A 16,704-nucleotide genomic window follows, 5' to 3' on the forward strand; every position below is an offset into this window, starting at 1 on the left:
CCCGATCAGGCCAGCCAGAGGTTCTGGACCAGCATGCACACCGCGGTTCCCGAGGCAACGGAGACCAGCAGGTTGCGCAGCGCGAGGTGGGCCGCGGCGGTGACCGCCGCCCCGGCGGCCTGGGCCACCTGCACGCTGGCCGGAGCCTCGCCGCCCACCGCCATGTAGGCGATCAGCACCGCCAGAACGGCGGGCGGAAACAGGTCAGCGAACAGGCGGCGCAACGCCGGATCGCTCAACCGATCGCCGAGCAGGAACGGCAGGAGGCGCACGCCGGCGGTGGCCACGCCCATCAGCACGGCGGCAACGACGACGCCCTGGCTCACCATGCGCCGCTCCGCCGATCGACCAGCGCCACCGCGGCGAGGGCCGCGGCCAGCACCGGCAGCAGCGTGTTGGCGGTCCCGAAAACCAGAACCCCGGCAAGCGCCACCGCGCCGCCGACCGCGGCCGCAACTCCCTTGCGCAGACTGCGCACCTGTTCGAGCAGCAGCACGATGAACAGCGCCGTCAGCGCGAAGTCGAGCCCCTGGGTGCCGCCCGACACCAGCCCGCCGGCCGCCGCGCCGATGGCGCAGCCCGCCACCCAGTAGCCCTGGTTCAGCAGCGCCACGCGCCAGAGCAGCCCGGGGTCGCGCTCCGCCGCCGGAGTGGCCGTCAGGACGGCGTAGGTCTCGTCGGTCAGGGCGAAGGCGAAATAAGCCTTGGCGGCGCTCCAGCGTGGCAGGCGCTCCAGGAACGCCAAGCCGTAAACCGCGTGGCGGGCGTTCAGCACCAGGGTCGCCAGGGCGATCTCCAGCGGCCCCTGCCCGGCCGCCAGCATGCCGGCCGCCATGAACTGCGCCGCCCCGGCGTACACGACGACGCCCAGCAGCGGCGCGCCGAGCGGGTCGAGTCCCTGCTGCACCCACAGCACGCCGAACGCGATGCCGATCGGTACATAGCCGGCAAGGATGGGAAGGCTGAGCACGAAGGCCCGCCGCCACGGCGACGGGCCTTGCGCGATGGCGAGATCGGTCATCGCAGACGGGGTCCGGTCACTTCCGCTCGATCAGCTCGATCTTGTAGCCGTCCGGGTCCTCGATGAAGGCGATGACGGTGCTGCCGTGCTTCATCGGGCCGGGCTCGCGGGTGATCTTCGCACCCTCGGCGCGCAGCGTCTCGCAGGTGCCGTAGATGTCCGGGACGCCGATGGCGATGTGGCCGTAGCCGCTGCCGACGGTGTAGGGCTCGGCCTGGTCCCAGTTGTGGGTCAGCTCGATGACCGCGGTGTCCGACTCCTCGCCGTAGCCGACGAAGGCCAGCGTGAAGCGGCCGCCCTCATAGTCGGTCTTGCGCAGCAGCTTCATGCCCAGCAGCCGCGTGTAGAAGTCCAGCGACTTGTCCAGGTCGAACACGCGCAGCATCGTGTGCAGAAGCCGATACTGGCTCATGGAACCCTCTCCCTGCTTTTGGTCAGCCCATTATCTGGGGCGTGCGCCCCGGGCGACCACACCCAAGACGGCATGGGCGGCCCGCTCGCTGGGCGGGGCTTGCGAGCCGGCGCCCAGCCATTGCGCCACCTCCGCCACGCCCTCGATCTGCACGCGCCGCGCCGCCGGATCGTCGAGCAGCCGGCCGACCGCCGCCGCCAGCTTGTCCGGCCGGCAGTCCTCCTGCAGCAGTTCCGGCACCAGCATGCGGTTGAGCATCAGGTTGACGAGGTTGACGTACTTCACCTTGATCAACCGGCGGTACAGCGCCACCGTCAGCCGTCCCAGCCGATAGGCGATCACCGCCGGCAGCCCCGACAGCGCCAGTTCCAGCGCCACCGTGCCGGACGCCGCCAGCGCCACTTCCGACGCCGCGAAGGCGTCGTACTTCGCCTCGTCCCCCTCGACGACGATGACCGGCACCGGCCAGTTGCTCACCGCCGGCCCCACCGTGTCGCGCACCGTCGCCACCGTCGGCACCACCACCACCAGACCGGGGTGGGTGGGCAGCAGGCGCTCCACCGTGTCGCGGAAGACCGGCAGCAGGCGGTTCACCTCGCTGCGGCGGCTGCCGGGCAGGACGGTGAGGATGTGCTTGGCCGGGCTGATGCCGTGCGCCGTGCGGAAGCGCGCGGCGTCGCCGTGCCCGGCGCCGCTCTCCACCACCGAGTGGCCGACGAAGGTGCAGGGCAAGCCTTCCCGCTCGAAGTAGGGCGGCTCGAAGGGCAGCAGCACCAGCAGGTGGTCGTAGATCTCCGCGTATTTCCTGGCCCGCTTCGGCTTCCAGGCCCAGACCGTGGGCGCCACGTAGTGGATCAACGGAATCGCCGGCGCCGCCTTGCGCACGCGCTTGGCCACGCGCACGGTGAAGCCCGGCGAGTCGATGCCGACCACCGCGTCGGGTTTCAGCCGGACGATCTCCGCCACCGTCTGGTCCATGCGGCGCATCAGGTTCGGCAGGTGCGGCAGCAACTCGAACACGCCGAACAGCGCCAGTTCGGACTGCGGCACCAGGGTGTGCAAGCCCTCCGCCGCCATGCGCTCGCCGCCGATGCCGGCAAAGCGCACCTTGCCGCCGGTCAGCCGTTTCAGCGCCGCCATCAGCCGCGCGCCCAGCACGTCGCCGGACGGTTCGCCGGCGATCAGGAACAGCAGCGGGCCTTGATCTATCATTCTTCGCTTTCCTGGGCGGGAATCTCGATGCCCACCACGAACAGGCCGAGCCGGTCGGCCAGCCTCCCAACCGCCTCGCGGTCCACGGTCAGGCTGCCGCCGGCCTGCACGGCGATGCCGGCGAGACCCGCAGCCGCCGCCTTCTCCACAGTGGTGGTGCCGATGGTCGGCAGGTCGAGCCGGCCGTCCTGCTGCGGCTTGCGCACCTTCACCAGCACACCGCCGCCGCCCGGCCGGCGCAGCGGGCCGGCGCGCTCCAGCATGGCGTCGGTGCCCTCGATGGCCTCCACCGCCAGCACGATGCCCTGCTGCACCACGCAGCCCTGTCCGACGTCCAGGCGTCCCAGGCCCTGCGCCACCTCGATGCCGCGCGCGATGTCGGCCTGCGCCTGCTCGTCCGGCAGCCGCGCTCCGGCGGGACCGGGCTTGGTCAGCAGTTCGCCGAGGAAGTCGTGCAGGCCGAGGACGCGAAAGCCCTCGTCCTCCAGTTCGCGCGCCACCGCGCGCAGCAGGCCGTCGTCGCCGAGCGCGCGGGTGCCGACGCGCATGAAGAAGCGCGTGGTCCGCCAGTCCGGCATCAGTTCGGCGAGGGAAGGACGGCGCACCGGTCCGGCGAACACGAGGTCGCCGACGCCTTCGGCGCGCAGGCGCTCGATGATGCTGCCGGCGGCGCCCAGGCGGCTCCACAGGTGCGGCAGGCCCTGGACGGTGGCCGCGTCGGTCTGCCCTTCGAAGGCGACGACGAAGACCTCGCGGCCCGCCCCCTGCACCGCGGCGGCGAGGCGGGCCGGAATCTCCCCGCCGCCGGCGAGGATGCCGAGCTTAGGCGCCATTCTCCATGCGCGGCTGCAGGAGCGGACGCGACGCCTTGTCCTTGATGAAACCGAGAATCTCGCTCACCAGGGCGTCGCCCTCGTACTCCTTGGTGACCTCGTCCAGGCGCGCGGCGAACGTGTCGCCGGCCGGAGCGAAGAGCATCTTGTAGGCGGCGCGGAGCGCCCGGACCTGCTCCTTGGTGAAGCCGCGGCGCTCCAGCCCGACCAGGTTCAGCCCGGCCAGCCGGGCCCGCTCGCCCATGACGAGACCGTAGGGGATGACGTCGTTCTCCACGCCGGACATGCCGCCGATCATGGCGTGCGCGCCGATGCGGACGAACTGGTGCACCGCCGACAGGCCGCCGAGGATGGCGTAATCCCCGACGTGCACGTGCCCGGCGAGCGTCGCGTTGTTGGCGAGGATGACGTGGCTGCCGACGACGCAGTCGTGCGCCACGTGCGCGCCCATCATGAACAGGCCGTGGTCACCGACGCGGGTCAGCATGCCGCCGCCCTCGGTGCCCGGGTTCATGGTGACGTTCTCGCGGATCTTGTTGAACGCGCCGATGATCAGCTCGGACGGCTCGCCATGGTACTTCAGGTCCTGCGGCTGGTGGCCGATCGAGGCGAACGGGAAGATCTCCGTCCCTTCGCCGACCTTGGTGCGCCCCTCGACCACGACGTGGGAGTGCAGGCGCACCCGGTCGCCGAGCTCGACGTTCGGACCGACAACGCAGAACGGGCCGACGGCGACCCCCTCGCCAAGCTTGGCGGCGGGATCGACGACGGCGCTTGGGTGGATCGAGACGGTCATTTCTCGTCCAGAATCATGGCGGAATAGATGGCTTCGGCGACCAGCACGCCGTTCACCTTGGCCTCGCCCTGGAACTTCCAGACGTTGCCGCGGTGGCGCTGCTTGGTCACATGGATGTGGAGCGTGTCGCCCGGCATCACCGGCTTGCGGAAGCGCGCCTCGTCGATGGTCATGAAGTAGACCAGCTTGCCCTCGGCGTTCGCGCCCAGGGTGGAGACGACCAGCACGGCGGCGGTCTGCGCCATCGCCTCAATGATCAGCACGCCCGGCATCACCGGACGCGTGGGGAAATGGCCGGCGAAGAACGGCTCGTTGATCGAGACGTTCTTGATGCCGGTCGCACTCTCGCCCAGCGTGATGTCGACAACCTTCTCGATCATCAGCATCGGGTAGCGGTGCGGAATCATCTGCATGATCCGCATCACATCGAGATCGGGCACCGTGTTGTTGCTGTCCGCCGTCGCTTCCATCGCCGGTCTTCCGTTTTTCCTTTGCCGCCCGCGGCGGGCCTTCACAACCGCCTTCAGCGGGAGATGGGGCCGTTTGTGCCCCATTTCCCGCGGCGTATCAATCGCAACCCGCCGGTCACCCGGCGGCGCCGCGTCACTTTTTCGGAATGGTCACCGCCACCTGGGGCAGCTGCTTGTTCAACCGCTCCAGGACGGATTCCGTGACGTCCAGGTTGCTGGCGAACAGGACCAGCAGGTTGCGCGGGATCACCACGTTGGCGCCGCGCTCGTCCGCGATGTCCTGGACGATGTCGAGCATCGTCTTCTGCACGTGGGTCATGGCGTCGTTGAACGCCGTGTCCAGCGTGCGCTTGCGCTCCTGCACGGTGCGCTGCACATCGGCGACCTGCTTCTCGAAGTCGCGGCGCTTGGCCGCGAAGGCGTCCGGCGCCAGCACGGTCTGCTGCTTGCGCAGTTCGTTCTCGGCGTTCTGGAGCTTGTCCTCGAGGGTCTGGATCTCCTTCTGGTACGAATCGCGCTGCGACTCGATGGCCTTCTGGATGCCCTTGGAGGCCGAGGACTCCTGCATGATGCGCTGGACGTCGACGACGGCCACCACCGGCGCCTTCAGCGGCTCACCCTTGTTGCCGGCCGGCTGCGCCGGAGCGGCGGCGGGAGCCGCCGGCGCGGGCTGCGCCGCCGGCTTCTGCTGCGCGTTGGCCTGGAGAGGCAGGAGCGCGGCGGCGGTCAGCGCCACGGCACCGGCAATCGCGCGAATGTTCTGGAAATGCATCGTTAGAACCTGGTTCCGAAGCTGAAGCGGAAGATTTCCTTCCGATCGTAGCTTTCCTTGAGGATCGGGATGGCAAAGTCAACACGGATCGGGCCGAACGGCGACTTCCACGACACGCCGGTGCCGACCGACAGGCGCAGCGAGCGCTCGTCCGCCACCTTCGGATCGCCGGAGATGCCGCTCTTGGCCAGCGTGCCGACGTCGGTGAAGCCGTAGCCCTTGATGCCGAAATCCTCCGGCAGGCCGAGCGGGAAGCTCATCTCGACGCTGCCGCGCGCGTACTCCTTGCCACCGAGCGCGTCGCTGGTGCGCAGGTCGCGCGGGCCGATGCCGGCGGTCCGGAAGCCGCGCAGCGTGTCGCCGCCGATGAAGAAGCGGTCGTTCAGCGCCACGTCCTTGCCCAGGCCGACGATGTAGCCGATCTCCGCCGAGGTGCTCAGCACCCAGTCGTTGCTGAACACCGGGATGTAGACGCCGCCGCCGATCTTGGTGCGCAGGTAGCGCGCCGCACCGCCCAGGCCCGCGGCGTCGGTCTGCACGCGCACGAAAAAGCCCTCGGTCGGGTCGAGGCGGCTGTTGCGGGCGTCGTAGGTGATCTCCTGGCCGACCAGCGACGTCACGCGGCTGCCGACCTGCTCCTGCACGTAGATCGACGCGGCGGTCGGCACGTTGGAGATGGTGGTGCCCTGCAGCTGGTAGTACAGGCGCTGGCGCAGGCGGTCGGACAGCGGATAGCCCATGCGCAGGGCGAAGCCGTTGTTCTTCTCGTTGTAGGACGCTTCGTTCTGGTAGTTGCGCGTGACGCGGAACAGGTCGAAGCCGGCCGACAGGTCGCGGTCCAGGAAGTACGGCTCGGTGAAGCTGATGTCGTATTCCTGGCGCCGCTTCGACACGGTGGCACCGAAACGCAGGTCCTGGCCCTTGCCAAGCAGGTTGCGCTCACGGATCGAGAAGTCGGCCAGCGGGCCGTCGGTGGTCGAGTAACCGGCGCCGACGGCGATCTCGCCGGTGGACTTCTCCTGGATGTCGACGGCGACCACCGAACGGTCGGGCGCCGAGCCCTCCTGCGACGTGACCTGCACGCGCTCGAAGAAGTCCAGGTCCTTGATGCGCTGTTCGGAGCGCTTCAGCTTGGTCGCGCTGAACGGGTCGCCCTCGGCCACCAGCATCTCGCGGCGGATCACCTTGTCCAGCGTGCGGACGTTGCCGGTGATGTCGATGCGCTCGACGAACACCCGCGGACCCTCGTTGATCTCGTAGGTGATGTCGATGGTCTGGGTGTCGCGGTTGCGCGTGATCTGCGGCCGGACGTCGACGAAGGCGTACTGCAGGTCGCCGACCGCGTTGGTCAGCTTGTTGATCGTGTCCTCGACCTCCTGCGCGTTGTACCAGTTCCCTTCCTTGGTGAGGAGGGTGCCGCGCAGCTGCTCGGGATCGAGCGCCTTGAGGTTGGACTTGATGTCGACCTTGCCGAACTTGTAGCGCTCGCCTTCCTCGACGGTGAAGGTGATTATGAAGTCTTCCTTCTCCGGCGTCAGCTCGGCCACCGCCGAGACGACGCGGAAGTCGGCGTAGCCTTCCTTCAGATAGAAGCGGCGCAGCAGCTCGCGGTCGTAGTTGACGCGATCGGGATCGTAGCTGTCCTCGGAGGTGAGGAAGCGCCACCACGCGGTCTCGCGCGTCTGGATGTTCTCGCGCAGCGTGCCGGCCGAGAAGCGCTCGTTGCCGACGAAGTTGATGGCGCGCACGCCGGTGCGGGCGCCCTCGCCGATCTCGAAGACCAGATCGACGCGGTTCTGGTCGAGCTTGATGACCTTCGGCTCCACCGTCGCGGCGAAGCGGCCCTGGCGGCGGTAGATGTCGAGGATGCGCTGCACGTCCGACTGCACGCGGGTGCGCGTGTAGACGACCCGCGGCCGCAGCTGGATTTCCTTCTCCAGCTGCTCGGTCTCGATGCGGCGGTTGCCCTCGAAGGCGATGCGGTTGATGATCGGGTTTTCCTGGACCGCGACGACCAGCGAGTCGCCCTCGCGCTTCAGCTGGATGTCGGCGAACAGGCCGGTGGCGAACAGCGCCTTCAGCGACTCGTCGATCTTCGCCGGATCGAAGCGGTCGCCGGGCTGCACGGTCAGGTAGGAGCGCACCGTGCTCGGCTCGATGCGCTGCGTGCCCTCGACCCGGATGTCCCGGATGGTTCCGCCCGAAAAGACCTGGGCGACCTGTGTTCCCGCGGGCCCGTTCGCTTGGGCCAAGGCGAGAGACACCGTTGTCATGGCGCAGCCGGCCATCAGGCTGAGCGCCAGAACCTTTGACGACACCCGCAAAATACGCCCCCTGGCTTAACGCTCGTTCTAGGAGATCAGTCCTCGGAAGAAATCGACCACGCGGAGCTGAACCAAGTCGTTCCACGTGGCGAAGACCATGAGCGTTAATACCAGAGCAAGTCCGATGCGGAAACCGTATTCTTGCGCGCGCGGACCGAGCGGCTTGCCGCGCAGCCCCTCCAATCCGTAGAAAAGCAGATGCCCACCGTCCAACAACGGGACGGGGAACAGGTTGATCATGCCCAGGTTGACCGACAGGAAGGCCATGAACCAGATCAGCGCGTAAACGCCGGTCTGCGCGACTTCACCGGACATTTGGGCGATTCGCAGCGGACCGCCGAGTTCCTCTGTGCCGCGCGAGCCCTCGATCATCTGGCCGAGCGCGGTGAAGGTGCCCCCGATCATGCCGCCGATTTCCCGCGCCGACTGCCACGCCGCCGACAGCGGGTCGTGCCGCTTGTGATCGGTGCCGGCGCGCATGATTCCGAGCTGTCCGATGCGGTGGACGTTGCCGAATCGATCCGTCACCTCGATGGAGTCGGGGGTCACGCTGACCGGAACGACGCGGCCGTCGCGCTTCACCTCGACCGCCAGAGCGCGGCCGGGATTCATGCTGACGACCTGCCGGATCTCCTCGAAGCGCTGGATGCCGGCGCCGTCGATGGTGAGGATCTCGTCGCCCGGCTTGAGCCCGGCGCGCTCGGCGGCACTTCCCGGCTGCACGCCGCCGACGTCCGGCGGCGTGAAGGGCTGCCCTGCGGTGGAGAACAGCAGCGTCAGCGCCACGAAGGCGAACAGGAAGTTGGCGAGAGGCCCGGCCGCGACCACGGCGGCGCGCTGGCCCAGGCGCTTGTGATGGAACGAGACGGCCTTCTCGTCCTCGGTCATGCGCTGCAGCTCGGATCCGGGCATGCTGGCCGGGTCGGCGTCGCCGAACATCTTGACGTAGCCGCCGAGCGGAATGGCGCTGAACTTCCAGCGCGTGCCGTGGCGGTCCCACCAGCCGAACAGCTCCGGCCCGAAGCCGATGGAGAACACCTCGACCCGCACGCCGTTGCGGCGCGCGATCCAATAGTGGCCGAACTCGTGCACGAAGACGAGAACGGTGAGAACCAGCAGGAAGGCGAAAACCGACGTACCGAAACCGCCCAGGAAATTCATAAACCCCATGCCTTCGCTGCCCAGCCCTAGCGGTAGGGAGGCGCCCTCCCCGTCCGCCCTCAGGCCCGCACGCGCCCGAGATGCTCCGCGGCGACCCGCCGCGCCTGCGCGTCGGTCGCCCTCACCGCCTCCAGGTCGCCCAGGCGCTGGTGCGGCAGGGCTTCCAGCGTCGCCTCGACGACCCGTTCGATGTCGAGGAAGCCGATTCGGCGGTCGAGGAACGCCTCGACCGCGACCTCGTTGGCGGCACTCAGGATAGTAGGAGCGCCCCCACCGCTTTGCAAGGCGGCCCGGGCGAGACGCAGGGCCGGGAAACGCTCCAGGTCGGGCTCCTCGAAGGTCAGCTCGCGCGCCTTGGAGAGGTCGAGTCGCTGCGCCGGCGTCTCCATGCGATCGGGCCACGCCAGGGTGTAGGCGATGGGAATCCGCATGTCCGGCGTGCCCAGCTGCGCCAGCACCGAGCCGTCCACGTACTCGACCATGGAGTGGATGACCGACTGCGGATGGACCAGCACGTCGATGCGGTCCTCCGGCATGTCGAAGAGGAAGCGCGCCTCGATCAGCTCCAGCCCCTTGTTCATCAGGGTGGCGCTGTCGACCGAGATCTTGGCGCCCATGTCCCAGGTCGGGTGCGCCACCGCCTGCTCGCGCGTCGCGGTCGCCATGAACGCGCGGTCCTTGGTGCGGAACGGCCCGCCGGACGCGGTGAGGATCAGCCGCCGGACGCGCTGCGGGTGCTTGAAATCGAAGACCTGGTAGATGGCGTTGTGCTCGCTGTCGACGGGCAGCAGCGTGGCGCCGTGCGCCTTCACCTCCTCCATCATCAGGGCGCCGGCGCAGACCAGCACCTCCTTGTTGGCGAAGGCGACCGAGGCGCCGCGGCGCACGGCGGCGAGCGTCGGCTCCAGCCCGGCGGCGCCGACGATGGCGGCCATCACCCAGTCGGCGTCCGTACGGGCGGCGGCCTCGGCGACCGCCTGCGGTCCGGCCGCCGCCTCGATGCCGGTGCCGGACAGCGCCGCCTTCAGCTCGGCGTAGCACGCCGGATCGGCGACGACGGCGAGCCGGGCGTTCAAGGCCTTCGCCTGCTTGGCCAGCAGGGCGACGTTGCGGTTGGCGGTCAGCGCCTCGACGGCGAAAGCCCCCGGATCGCGCGCCACCAGGTCGATCGTCTGCGTCCCGACCGACCCCGTGGAGCCGAGGATCGTCACCCGCCGCGGCGCACCCGGCGCCCGCTTCACCACCATTGCCAGCTCTTCCCAAGGGTCGCGTGGAACACCGCCAGCACCGGGGCGGCGACCAGCAGCCCGTCGATGCGGTCCAGCAGCCCCCCGTGCCCGGGGATCAGGTTGCTGCTGTCCTTCACGTTGAAACGCCGCTTCACCCAGGACTCGAAGAGGTCGCCCGCCTGTCCGACCACCGCCAGCAGCGGCGCCACCAGCAGCGCCAGCCAGGGTTGGGCGGCGCCGGCGGCGAACGCCACGGCCACGCCGAACGCCCCGGCCGCCACCATGCCGCCGATCAGGCCGGCCCAGGTCTTCTTGGGGCTGATGCGCGGCGCCAGCTTCGGCCCGCCGATGGCGCGGCCGGCCGCGTAGGCGCCGATGTCCGTCGCCCACACCGCGAACAGGCAGAAGATCACCAGCGGCAGCCCCGGATTGTCGCGCAGCCACGCCAGCCCGGCGACGCCCACGGTCACGTAGGGGATGCCGAACCCCAGCAGCCAGGAGCCCTTGCCGCCCGCCGACGCCTGCACGATGAGGCCGAGCGCGACCGCCACGGCCAGTGCTGCCGGCGGCCCGCCGAGCGCGTAGACCAGCATCACCACGAGCATCGCCAGCAGGGAGTGCCAGAACGCCTCCGGCGTGCGGTCGGACGCCACCATCAGTGCCCATTCGCCGATGGCGACCAGCGCGGAGACGGCGAGCAGCGCCCGGAACACCCCGCCGCCGGCCCACACGGCCAGCAGCACCACCGGCCCCAGCACCAGGGCGGAGAGCACGCGGACCTTGAGGTCGGCGATCTTGCTGGCGGTCTTAGCGGCTGCCGGCTGTGGTGGCGCCGAAGCGTCGCTCCCGGCGGTGAAACTCTTCAATGGCAGCCTCCAGGTCGCGCTTGGTGAAGTCGGGCCACAGCGTGTCGGTGAACACGAACTCGGCGTAGGCCGACTGCCACAAGAGGAAATTGCTCAACCGCTGCTCGCCGCTGGTGCGGATGATCAGATCGGGATCAGGGATGTCGGCGGTGAACAGGCGCGCGGTCAGCGCGCTTTCGTCGATCGCCGCCGGGTCAATCCGGCCGGCGCGCGCCTCCTCCGCCAGACGGCGCGCCGCCAGCACGATCTCCTGCCGCGAGCCGTAGCTGAGCGCCACCACCAGCGTCATGGTGGTGTTGGCGCCGGTCAGCTCCTCGGCGTTCTCGATCAGGCGGACGATGTCGGGCGACAGCCTGGAGCGCTCGCCGATCACCCGCAGGCGGACGCCGGCCTTGTGCAGCTCGGCGATCTCGCTGCGCAGGTAGAAGCGCAGCAGGCCCATGAGGTCGGAGACCTCCTCCTCCGGCCGCCGCCAGTTCTCCGAGGAGAAGCTGAAGATGGTCAGATAGCCGACGCCCAGTTCGCGCGCCGCCTCGACCGTGCGCCGAACCGCCTCCACGCCCTTCTTGTGACCGGCGGTGCGCGGCAGGCCGCGCGCCTTGGCCCAGCGGCCGTTGCCGTCCATGATGATGGCCACATGGACGGGCGGCTCGGCCGGGCGGCTCTCCTGAGCGTCGCGCATGCCTCAGACCTGCGTGATTTCCTTTTCCTTCTGGGCGAGCGCATCGTCGATCATCTTGATGTGCTGATCGGTGATGGCCTGGACCTTGTCCTGCCAGCCCTTGTGCTCGTCCTGCGTGATGTCGCCGTTCTTCTCGGCCTTCTTCAGCATGTCCATGCCGTCGCGGCGCACGTTGCGCACGGCGACGCGCGCGCCCTCGGCGTACTTGTGGGCGACCTTGGCCAGTTCCTGGCGGCGCTCCTGCGTCAGGTCGGGGATCGGCACGCGGATCGTCTGGCCCTCGGCCTGCGGGTTCAGGCCCAGCCCGGAGTCGCGGATCGCCTTCTCCACGGCCTTCATCATGCCGCGGTCCCACACCTGCACGGTGATCAGGCGCGGCTCGGGCACGGAGACGGTGCCGACCTCCTTGAGGTGCATCTTGCTGCCGTAGGCCTCGACCGTGACGGGCTCGAGAAGGCTGGCCGAGGCGCGCCCGGTGCGCAGCCCGCTCAGTTCCTTCTTGAAGGCCTCAAGAGCACCGTCCATGCGCCGCTTGATGTCGGAAATGTCGGGTTCGGCCACGGAAGTTACTCCTTCTCTTCGCTGATGATCGTGAACTTGCCCCGCCCGGCCATGACCTCGGCGAAGGCTTCCGGAGTGTGGATCGAGAATACGAGTATGGGGATGCGGTTCTCGCGCGCCAAGGAAATTGCCGAGGCGTCCATGACCTGGAGATCGCGCGACAGCACGTCCAGATAGGTCAGCCGCTCGTAGCGGGTGGCGCCCGGGTCCTTCTTCGGGTCGGCGGTGTAGACGCCGTCCACCTGCGTACCCTTCAGCAGCGCGTCGCAGCCCATCTCGGACGCGCGCAGCGCCGCGGCGGTGTCGGTGGTGAAGAACGGGTTGCCGGTGCCGGCGGCGAAGATGACGACGCGGCCCTTCTCCATGTGCCGGATGGCGCGGCGCCGGATGTACGGCTCGCAGACCGAGGCCATGGGGATGGCCGACTGGACGCGGGTGTGCACGCCCAGGCGCTCCAGCGCGCTCTGCATGCCCAGCGCGTTCATGACGGTGGCGAGCATGCCCATGTAGTCGGCCGTGGCGCGCTCCATGCCGGCGGCTGCGCCCCTGATGCCGCGGAAGATGTTGCCGCCGCCGATGACGAGGCAGACCTGCACGCCGAGGCCGACGACCGCCTTCACCTCTTCGGCGACCGTGGTGACCATCTCCGGGTCGAGGCCGTAGTCCCGCTTGCCCATCAGGGCTTCGCCGGACACCTTCAGAAGAACTCGCTTGTACCGGATACCGTCGGCGGGCATCGGGGTCTGACCCATGGAACGCTCCCTGAAGGTGAAGGCCGTGCGCAAGCGACGTCCGGCGCTCCCCTCATATAGGAAGGAAGCGCCGGACGGTACCCTATCAGCCGTTCGAGGTGCCCGCGGCGGCCGCCACCTCGGCGGCGAAGTCCGACGCGGCCTTCTCGATGCCCTCGCCCAGCGCGAAGCGCACGAAGCCGGTCAGCTTGACCGGGGCGCCCACGTCCTTGGCGGCGGCTTCGACGACCTTGCGGATCTTGGTCTCGCCGTCGATCACGTAGGTCTGCTCGAGCAGGCAGACTTCCTCGTAGTACTTGCGCAGGCGGCCCTCGACCATCTTCTCGATGATCGACTCCGGCTTGCCGGACGCGCGGGCCTGGTCGGCCAGCACGTTCTTCTCACGCTCCAGGGCCGAGACATCGACGTCGGCGATGTCCAGCGCCTCCGGGCGGGCGGCGGCGACGTGCATGGCGATCGACTTGCCCAGCTCGGTCAGCTTGGCGGCGTCGCCGGTCGACTCCAGGGCCACCAGCACGCCGATCTTGCCGAGGCCCGGCGCGATGGCGGTGTGGATGTAGCTGGTCACGACGCCGGCCGACACGCTCAGCTTGGCGGCGCGGCGCAGGTTCATGTTCTCGCCGATGGTGGCGATCAGGCTGGTCAGCTCGTCCTGCACGGTGTGCGCGGCGCCCGGGTAGGCGGCGGCCTTCAGCGCCTCGATGTCGGTGCCGGTGGTCAGCGCGACCTTGGCGGCCTCGGCGGCGAAGCCCTGGAACTTGTCGTTGCGCGCGACGAAATCGGTCTCGGCGTTCACCTCGACGGCGGCACCGGCGGTGCCGGCGGTGGCGACGGCGACCAGACCCTCGGCGGCAACGCGGCCGGACTTCTTGGCGGCGGCGGCGAGGCCCTTCTTGCGCAGCCAGTCAACGGCGCCCTCGAGGTCGCCATTGGTCTCGCCCAGCGCCTTCTTGCAATCCATCATGCCGGCGCCGGTCTTCTCGCGCAGTTCCTTGACGAGCGCAGCGGTAATCTCGGCCATGGGGGAGCCCTTTCCTCGAAAAAGATCTAAGTACGTATCAACCGTGAACTCATGAAAAAGGGCAGCCGGACCAGACGAAGCGCGGCCCGGCTGCCCTTTTGCCTGGCTTTAGGCCTGGGCCGGAGCCTGCTCCGCCTCGGCGCCCTCTTCCGGCAGGGTCTCGCCGGCCTCTTCCTGGGAACCGATGTCCACGCCGGCGGCGACCATCTCCGCCTGCAGGCCGTCGAGCACGGCGCCCGAGATCAGCTCGCAGTAGGTGTCGATGGCGCGCAGCGCGTCATCGTTGCCGGGAATCGGGAAGGCGATGCCGTCCGGGTTCGAGTTGCTGTCGATCACCGCGACCACCGGGATGCCCAGCTTATTGGCTTCCTGGACCGCGATCGACTCCTTGTTGGTGTCGATGATGAACAGCACGTCGGGCAGGCCGCCCATCTCCTTGATGCCGCCCAGCGCGCGCTCCAGCTTGTCGCGCTCGCGGGTGAGCATCAGGATTTCCTTCTTGGTCAGGCCGGCGGTGTCGCCGGACAGACGCTCTTCCATCTCGCGCAGGCGCTTGATGGACTGGGAGATGGTCTTCCAGTTGGTCAGCATGCCGCCGAGCCAGCGGTGGTTGACGTAGTACTGGCCGCAGCGCTTGGACGCCTCGGCGACCTTCTCCTGGGCCTGGCGCTTGGTGCCGACGAACAGGACGCGGCCGCCGCCGGCGACGACGTCGCGCACCGCCTGCATGGCGCGGTGCAGCATCGGCACCGTCTGCTCCAGGTCGATGACGTGCACGCCGTTGCGGACGCCGAAGATGTACTGCCCCATCTTGGGGTTCCAGCGGCGGGTGTGGTGGCCGAAGTGGACACCGGCTTCCAGCAGCTGGCGCATGGTGAAGGTGGGCATTGCCATGGAAAATCTACCTTTTCCGGTTGTTCCGCCGCGGGCGCTGTCCGCAAAATGCGAACACCGGAGGGGGCCGTCGGCTCGCGCCGAAGGTCCGCCAGCCCGCGTGTGGTTTTGACGACGGCGCTTACATAGCCCGCCGCTTTCCGTTTGGCAACAACCATAGAGGGGATGGGCGGTAGAACCGGAACGCTGGACGCGGGCCGGTCCGTCGCCCATGTCTTTCCACACCGGCCGACCGATGGAGGTACCCCGATGCCCGCCCCTCGCCTCGCCCTGCTGGCACTTCTCGGAACGCTGCTCGCCTCCCCCGCCCTGGCGGCCGACGTCAAGGTCTACGAGGTGCCGAAGGGCGCGCACCCGCACGACGTGGCGCCGGCGCCGGACGGCAGCGTCTGGTACACCGCTCAGCACCAGGGAGCGCTCGGCATCCTCGACCCGAAGACCGGGCAGGTGCGGCAGGTGAAGCTCGGCGAAGGTTCGGCGCCGCACGGCGTCATCGCCGGGCCGGACGGGGCGGCGTGGATCACCGACGGCGGGCAGAACGCCATCGTCCGCTACGATCCGAAGACTCGGAAGGTGGACGCCTGGAAGCTGCCCAAGGACCAGGGGAACGCCAACCTCAACACCTGCGCCTTCGACGGCAGGGGGCTGCTGTGGTTCACCGGGCAGAACGGCGTCTATGGCAGCCTCGACCCGAAGACCGGGGCGATGCGCGTCTTCAAGGCGCCGAAGGGCCGCGGCCCCTACGGCATCACCGCGACTCCGGACGGCACCGTCTATTACGTCTCGCTCGCCGGCAGCTATCTGGCGCGCATCGACTCCGCCAGCGGCGGCGCCACGGTGATCGAGCCGCCGACCGAGGGCCAGGGGGCGCGGCGCGTCTGGTCCGATTCCAGGGGCAACCTGTGGATCAGCGAGTGGAACACCGGGCAGCTCAGCCGCTACACGCCCTCCAGCGGCACGTGGAAGAGCTGGATGCTGCCCGGCGACGGGCCGCGCCCCTACGCGGTGTACGTGGACGAGCGCGACATCGTGTGGGTCAGCGATTTCGCCGCCAACGCGGTGGTCAGCTTCGACCCGCGCAGCGAGACCTTCACCGGCAGCGTCCCGGGCTCCGGCCGCGAGGCGGACGTGCGGCAGATCCTCGGCCGGCCGGGCGAGGTGTGGCTGCCCGAATCCGGCACCGACCGCCTGATGGTGGTCCGCAAGGCGCCGGCGGGATGACCATCGTTACCAAGCGTTCAGAAGTTCATGTCAGGATGGGGTGACTTTCCGGGAGGATCCCCATCATGACGTCCAAGATCGTCGGCGAATACTCGAAGGGCAAGGTGGACAAGTTGCTGACGCCTGAGATCGCTGATATTGCAACGCAACATCGGGTGCGGCACTTCCTGGAGAACCTGGAGGCGGCGATCCTCGAGGCCAACTGCCAGGTCATGGGGCAGTCGATCCCGCACCTGAACCAGGAGGCCTTCCTGAAGGTCGCCGTGCGGGTGGCCGAGTTGCGCGCCGACTACATCAAGTTCGGCCTCCAGGTCGCCGAGCACCGCCACCCCGACCCGGAGTCGATCAGCAGGCTGGAGGCGCTGCGCAAGGCCTACGAGGAGATGGTGCACGTCTTCGAGGCGGCCGAGCGGGTGATCGAGCGCGGGTACGTGAAGCTCGGGTGAGCGCCTTCATGTTGTACGTCATGGCCGGGCT

Annotated in this window: 19 protein-coding genes; 2 read left to right on the forward strand and 17 right to left on the reverse strand. The window is 68.9% G+C overall.

The features are described from left to right. Positions 1 to 5 precede the first annotated feature (5 nt). The 17 genes from ACRWK7_RS23775 to rpsB all read right to left on the reverse strand — a co-directional run bounded on the left by ACRWK7_RS23775 (position 6) and on the right by rpsB (position 15,006). Positions 6 to 329: an AzlD domain-containing protein gene (locus ACRWK7_RS23775; protein WP_431858802.1), complete on the reverse strand. Its 324-nt coding sequence runs from the start codon at positions 327 to 329 to the stop codon at positions 6 to 8. Further along, positions 323 to 1,021, reverse strand: coding sequence for an AzlC family ABC transporter permease (locus ACRWK7_RS23780; protein WP_431858803.1), 699 nt, complete (start codon positions 1,019 to 1,021; stop codon positions 323 to 325). Before ACRWK7_RS23780 ends, ACRWK7_RS23775 begins: the two co-directional genes overlap by 7 nt. 16 nt (positions 1,022 to 1,037) lie before the next feature. Then, positions 1,038 to 1,433, reverse strand: coding sequence for a lactoylglutathione lyase (gene gloA / locus ACRWK7_RS23785; protein ID WP_431858804.1), 396 nt, complete (start codon positions 1,431 to 1,433; stop codon positions 1,038 to 1,040). 30 nt (positions 1,434 to 1,463) lie between these two features. Next, a complete protein-coding gene (gene lpxB, locus ACRWK7_RS23790; protein ID WP_431858805.1) occupies positions 1,464 to 2,645 on the reverse strand; it encodes a lipid-A-disaccharide synthase in 1,182 nt (393 codons plus the stop codon). After that, entirely contained in the window at positions 2,642 to 3,478 is an 837-nt protein-coding gene (locus ACRWK7_RS23795) for an LpxI family protein (RefSeq protein ID WP_431858806.1), read from the reverse strand. Before ACRWK7_RS23795 ends, lpxB begins: the two co-directional genes overlap by 4 nt. Further along, entirely contained in the window at positions 3,468 to 4,274 is an 807-nt protein-coding gene (lpxA, locus tag ACRWK7_RS23800) for an acyl-ACP--UDP-N-acetylglucosamine O-acyltransferase (protein ID WP_431858807.1), read from the reverse strand. Before lpxA ends, ACRWK7_RS23795 begins: the two co-directional genes overlap by 11 nt. Continuing rightward, a complete protein-coding gene (gene fabZ, locus ACRWK7_RS23805; protein WP_431858808.1) occupies positions 4,271 to 4,744 on the reverse strand; it encodes a 3-hydroxyacyl-ACP dehydratase FabZ in 474 nt (157 codons plus the stop codon). Before fabZ ends, lpxA begins: the two co-directional genes overlap by 4 nt. A gap of 133 nt (positions 4,745 to 4,877) precedes the next feature. Then, on the reverse strand, positions 4,878 to 5,516 hold the full coding sequence (locus tag ACRWK7_RS23810) for an OmpH family outer membrane protein (protein ID WP_431858809.1): 639 nt from the start codon (positions 5,514 to 5,516) through the stop codon (positions 4,878 to 4,880). Between the two features lie 2 nt (positions 5,517 to 5,518). After that, a complete protein-coding gene (bamA, locus tag ACRWK7_RS23815) occupies positions 5,519 to 7,804 on the reverse strand; it encodes an outer membrane protein assembly factor BamA (protein ID WP_431858923.1) in 2,286 nt (761 codons plus the stop codon). A gap of 63 nt (positions 7,805 to 7,867) precedes the next feature. After that, on the reverse strand, positions 7,868 to 9,001 hold the full coding sequence (gene rseP, locus ACRWK7_RS23820; RefSeq protein WP_431858924.1) for an RIP metalloprotease RseP: 1,134 nt from the start codon (positions 8,999 to 9,001) through the stop codon (positions 7,868 to 7,870). Between the two features lie 59 nt (positions 9,002 to 9,060). Further along, positions 9,061 to 10,248 (reverse strand): 1-deoxy-D-xylulose-5-phosphate reductoisomerase, encoded by a 1,188-nt coding sequence (locus ACRWK7_RS23825; protein ID WP_431858810.1) that lies wholly within the window; start codon positions 10,246 to 10,248, stop codon positions 9,061 to 9,063. Further along, on the reverse strand, positions 10,239 to 11,096 hold the full coding sequence (locus tag ACRWK7_RS23830) for a phosphatidate cytidylyltransferase (RefSeq protein ID WP_431858811.1): 858 nt from the start codon (positions 11,094 to 11,096) through the stop codon (positions 10,239 to 10,241). The genes ACRWK7_RS23825 and ACRWK7_RS23830 overlap by 10 nt, the downstream gene beginning before the upstream one ends. Beyond that, complete coding sequence (locus ACRWK7_RS23835) at positions 11,038 to 11,778, reverse strand: isoprenyl transferase (protein ID WP_431858812.1); 741 nt, start codon at positions 11,776 to 11,778, stop codon at positions 11,038 to 11,040. The genes ACRWK7_RS23830 and ACRWK7_RS23835 overlap by 59 nt, the downstream gene beginning before the upstream one ends. A gap of 3 nt (positions 11,779 to 11,781) precedes the next feature. Further along, positions 11,782 to 12,339, reverse strand: coding sequence for a ribosome recycling factor (frr, locus tag ACRWK7_RS23840; RefSeq protein WP_431858813.1), 558 nt, complete (start codon positions 12,337 to 12,339; stop codon positions 11,782 to 11,784). A 5-nt stretch (positions 12,340 to 12,344) separates the two neighbouring features. Next, entirely contained in the window at positions 12,345 to 13,091 is a 747-nt protein-coding gene (gene pyrH, locus ACRWK7_RS23845; protein ID WP_431858814.1) for a UMP kinase, read from the reverse strand. An 85-nt stretch (positions 13,092 to 13,176) separates the two neighbouring features. Next, complete coding sequence (tsf, locus tag ACRWK7_RS23850; protein WP_431858815.1) at positions 13,177 to 14,112, reverse strand: translation elongation factor Ts; 936 nt, start codon at positions 14,110 to 14,112, stop codon at positions 13,177 to 13,179. 108 nt (positions 14,113 to 14,220) lie between these two features. Next, on the reverse strand, positions 14,221 to 15,006 hold the full coding sequence (gene rpsB, locus ACRWK7_RS23855) for a 30S ribosomal protein S2 (RefSeq protein WP_431858816.1): 786 nt from the start codon (positions 15,004 to 15,006) through the stop codon (positions 14,221 to 14,223). A gap of 249 nt (positions 15,007 to 15,255) precedes the next feature. On the opposite strand from rpsB, the gene ACRWK7_RS23860 reads away from it, so the two are divergent. Together ACRWK7_RS23860 and ACRWK7_RS23865 are read left to right on the forward strand one after the other, a co-directional pair. Then, entirely contained in the window at positions 15,256 to 16,227 is a 972-nt protein-coding gene (locus ACRWK7_RS23860; protein WP_431858817.1) for a Vgb family protein, read from the forward strand. Positions 16,228 to 16,292: 65 nt separating this feature from the next. Beyond that, positions 16,293 to 16,673, forward strand: coding sequence for a hypothetical protein (locus ACRWK7_RS23865; RefSeq protein WP_431858818.1), 381 nt, complete (start codon positions 16,293 to 16,295; stop codon positions 16,671 to 16,673). Positions 16,674 to 16,704 lie beyond the last annotated feature (31 nt).

The organism is Azospirillum sp., from assembly GCF_050789165.1.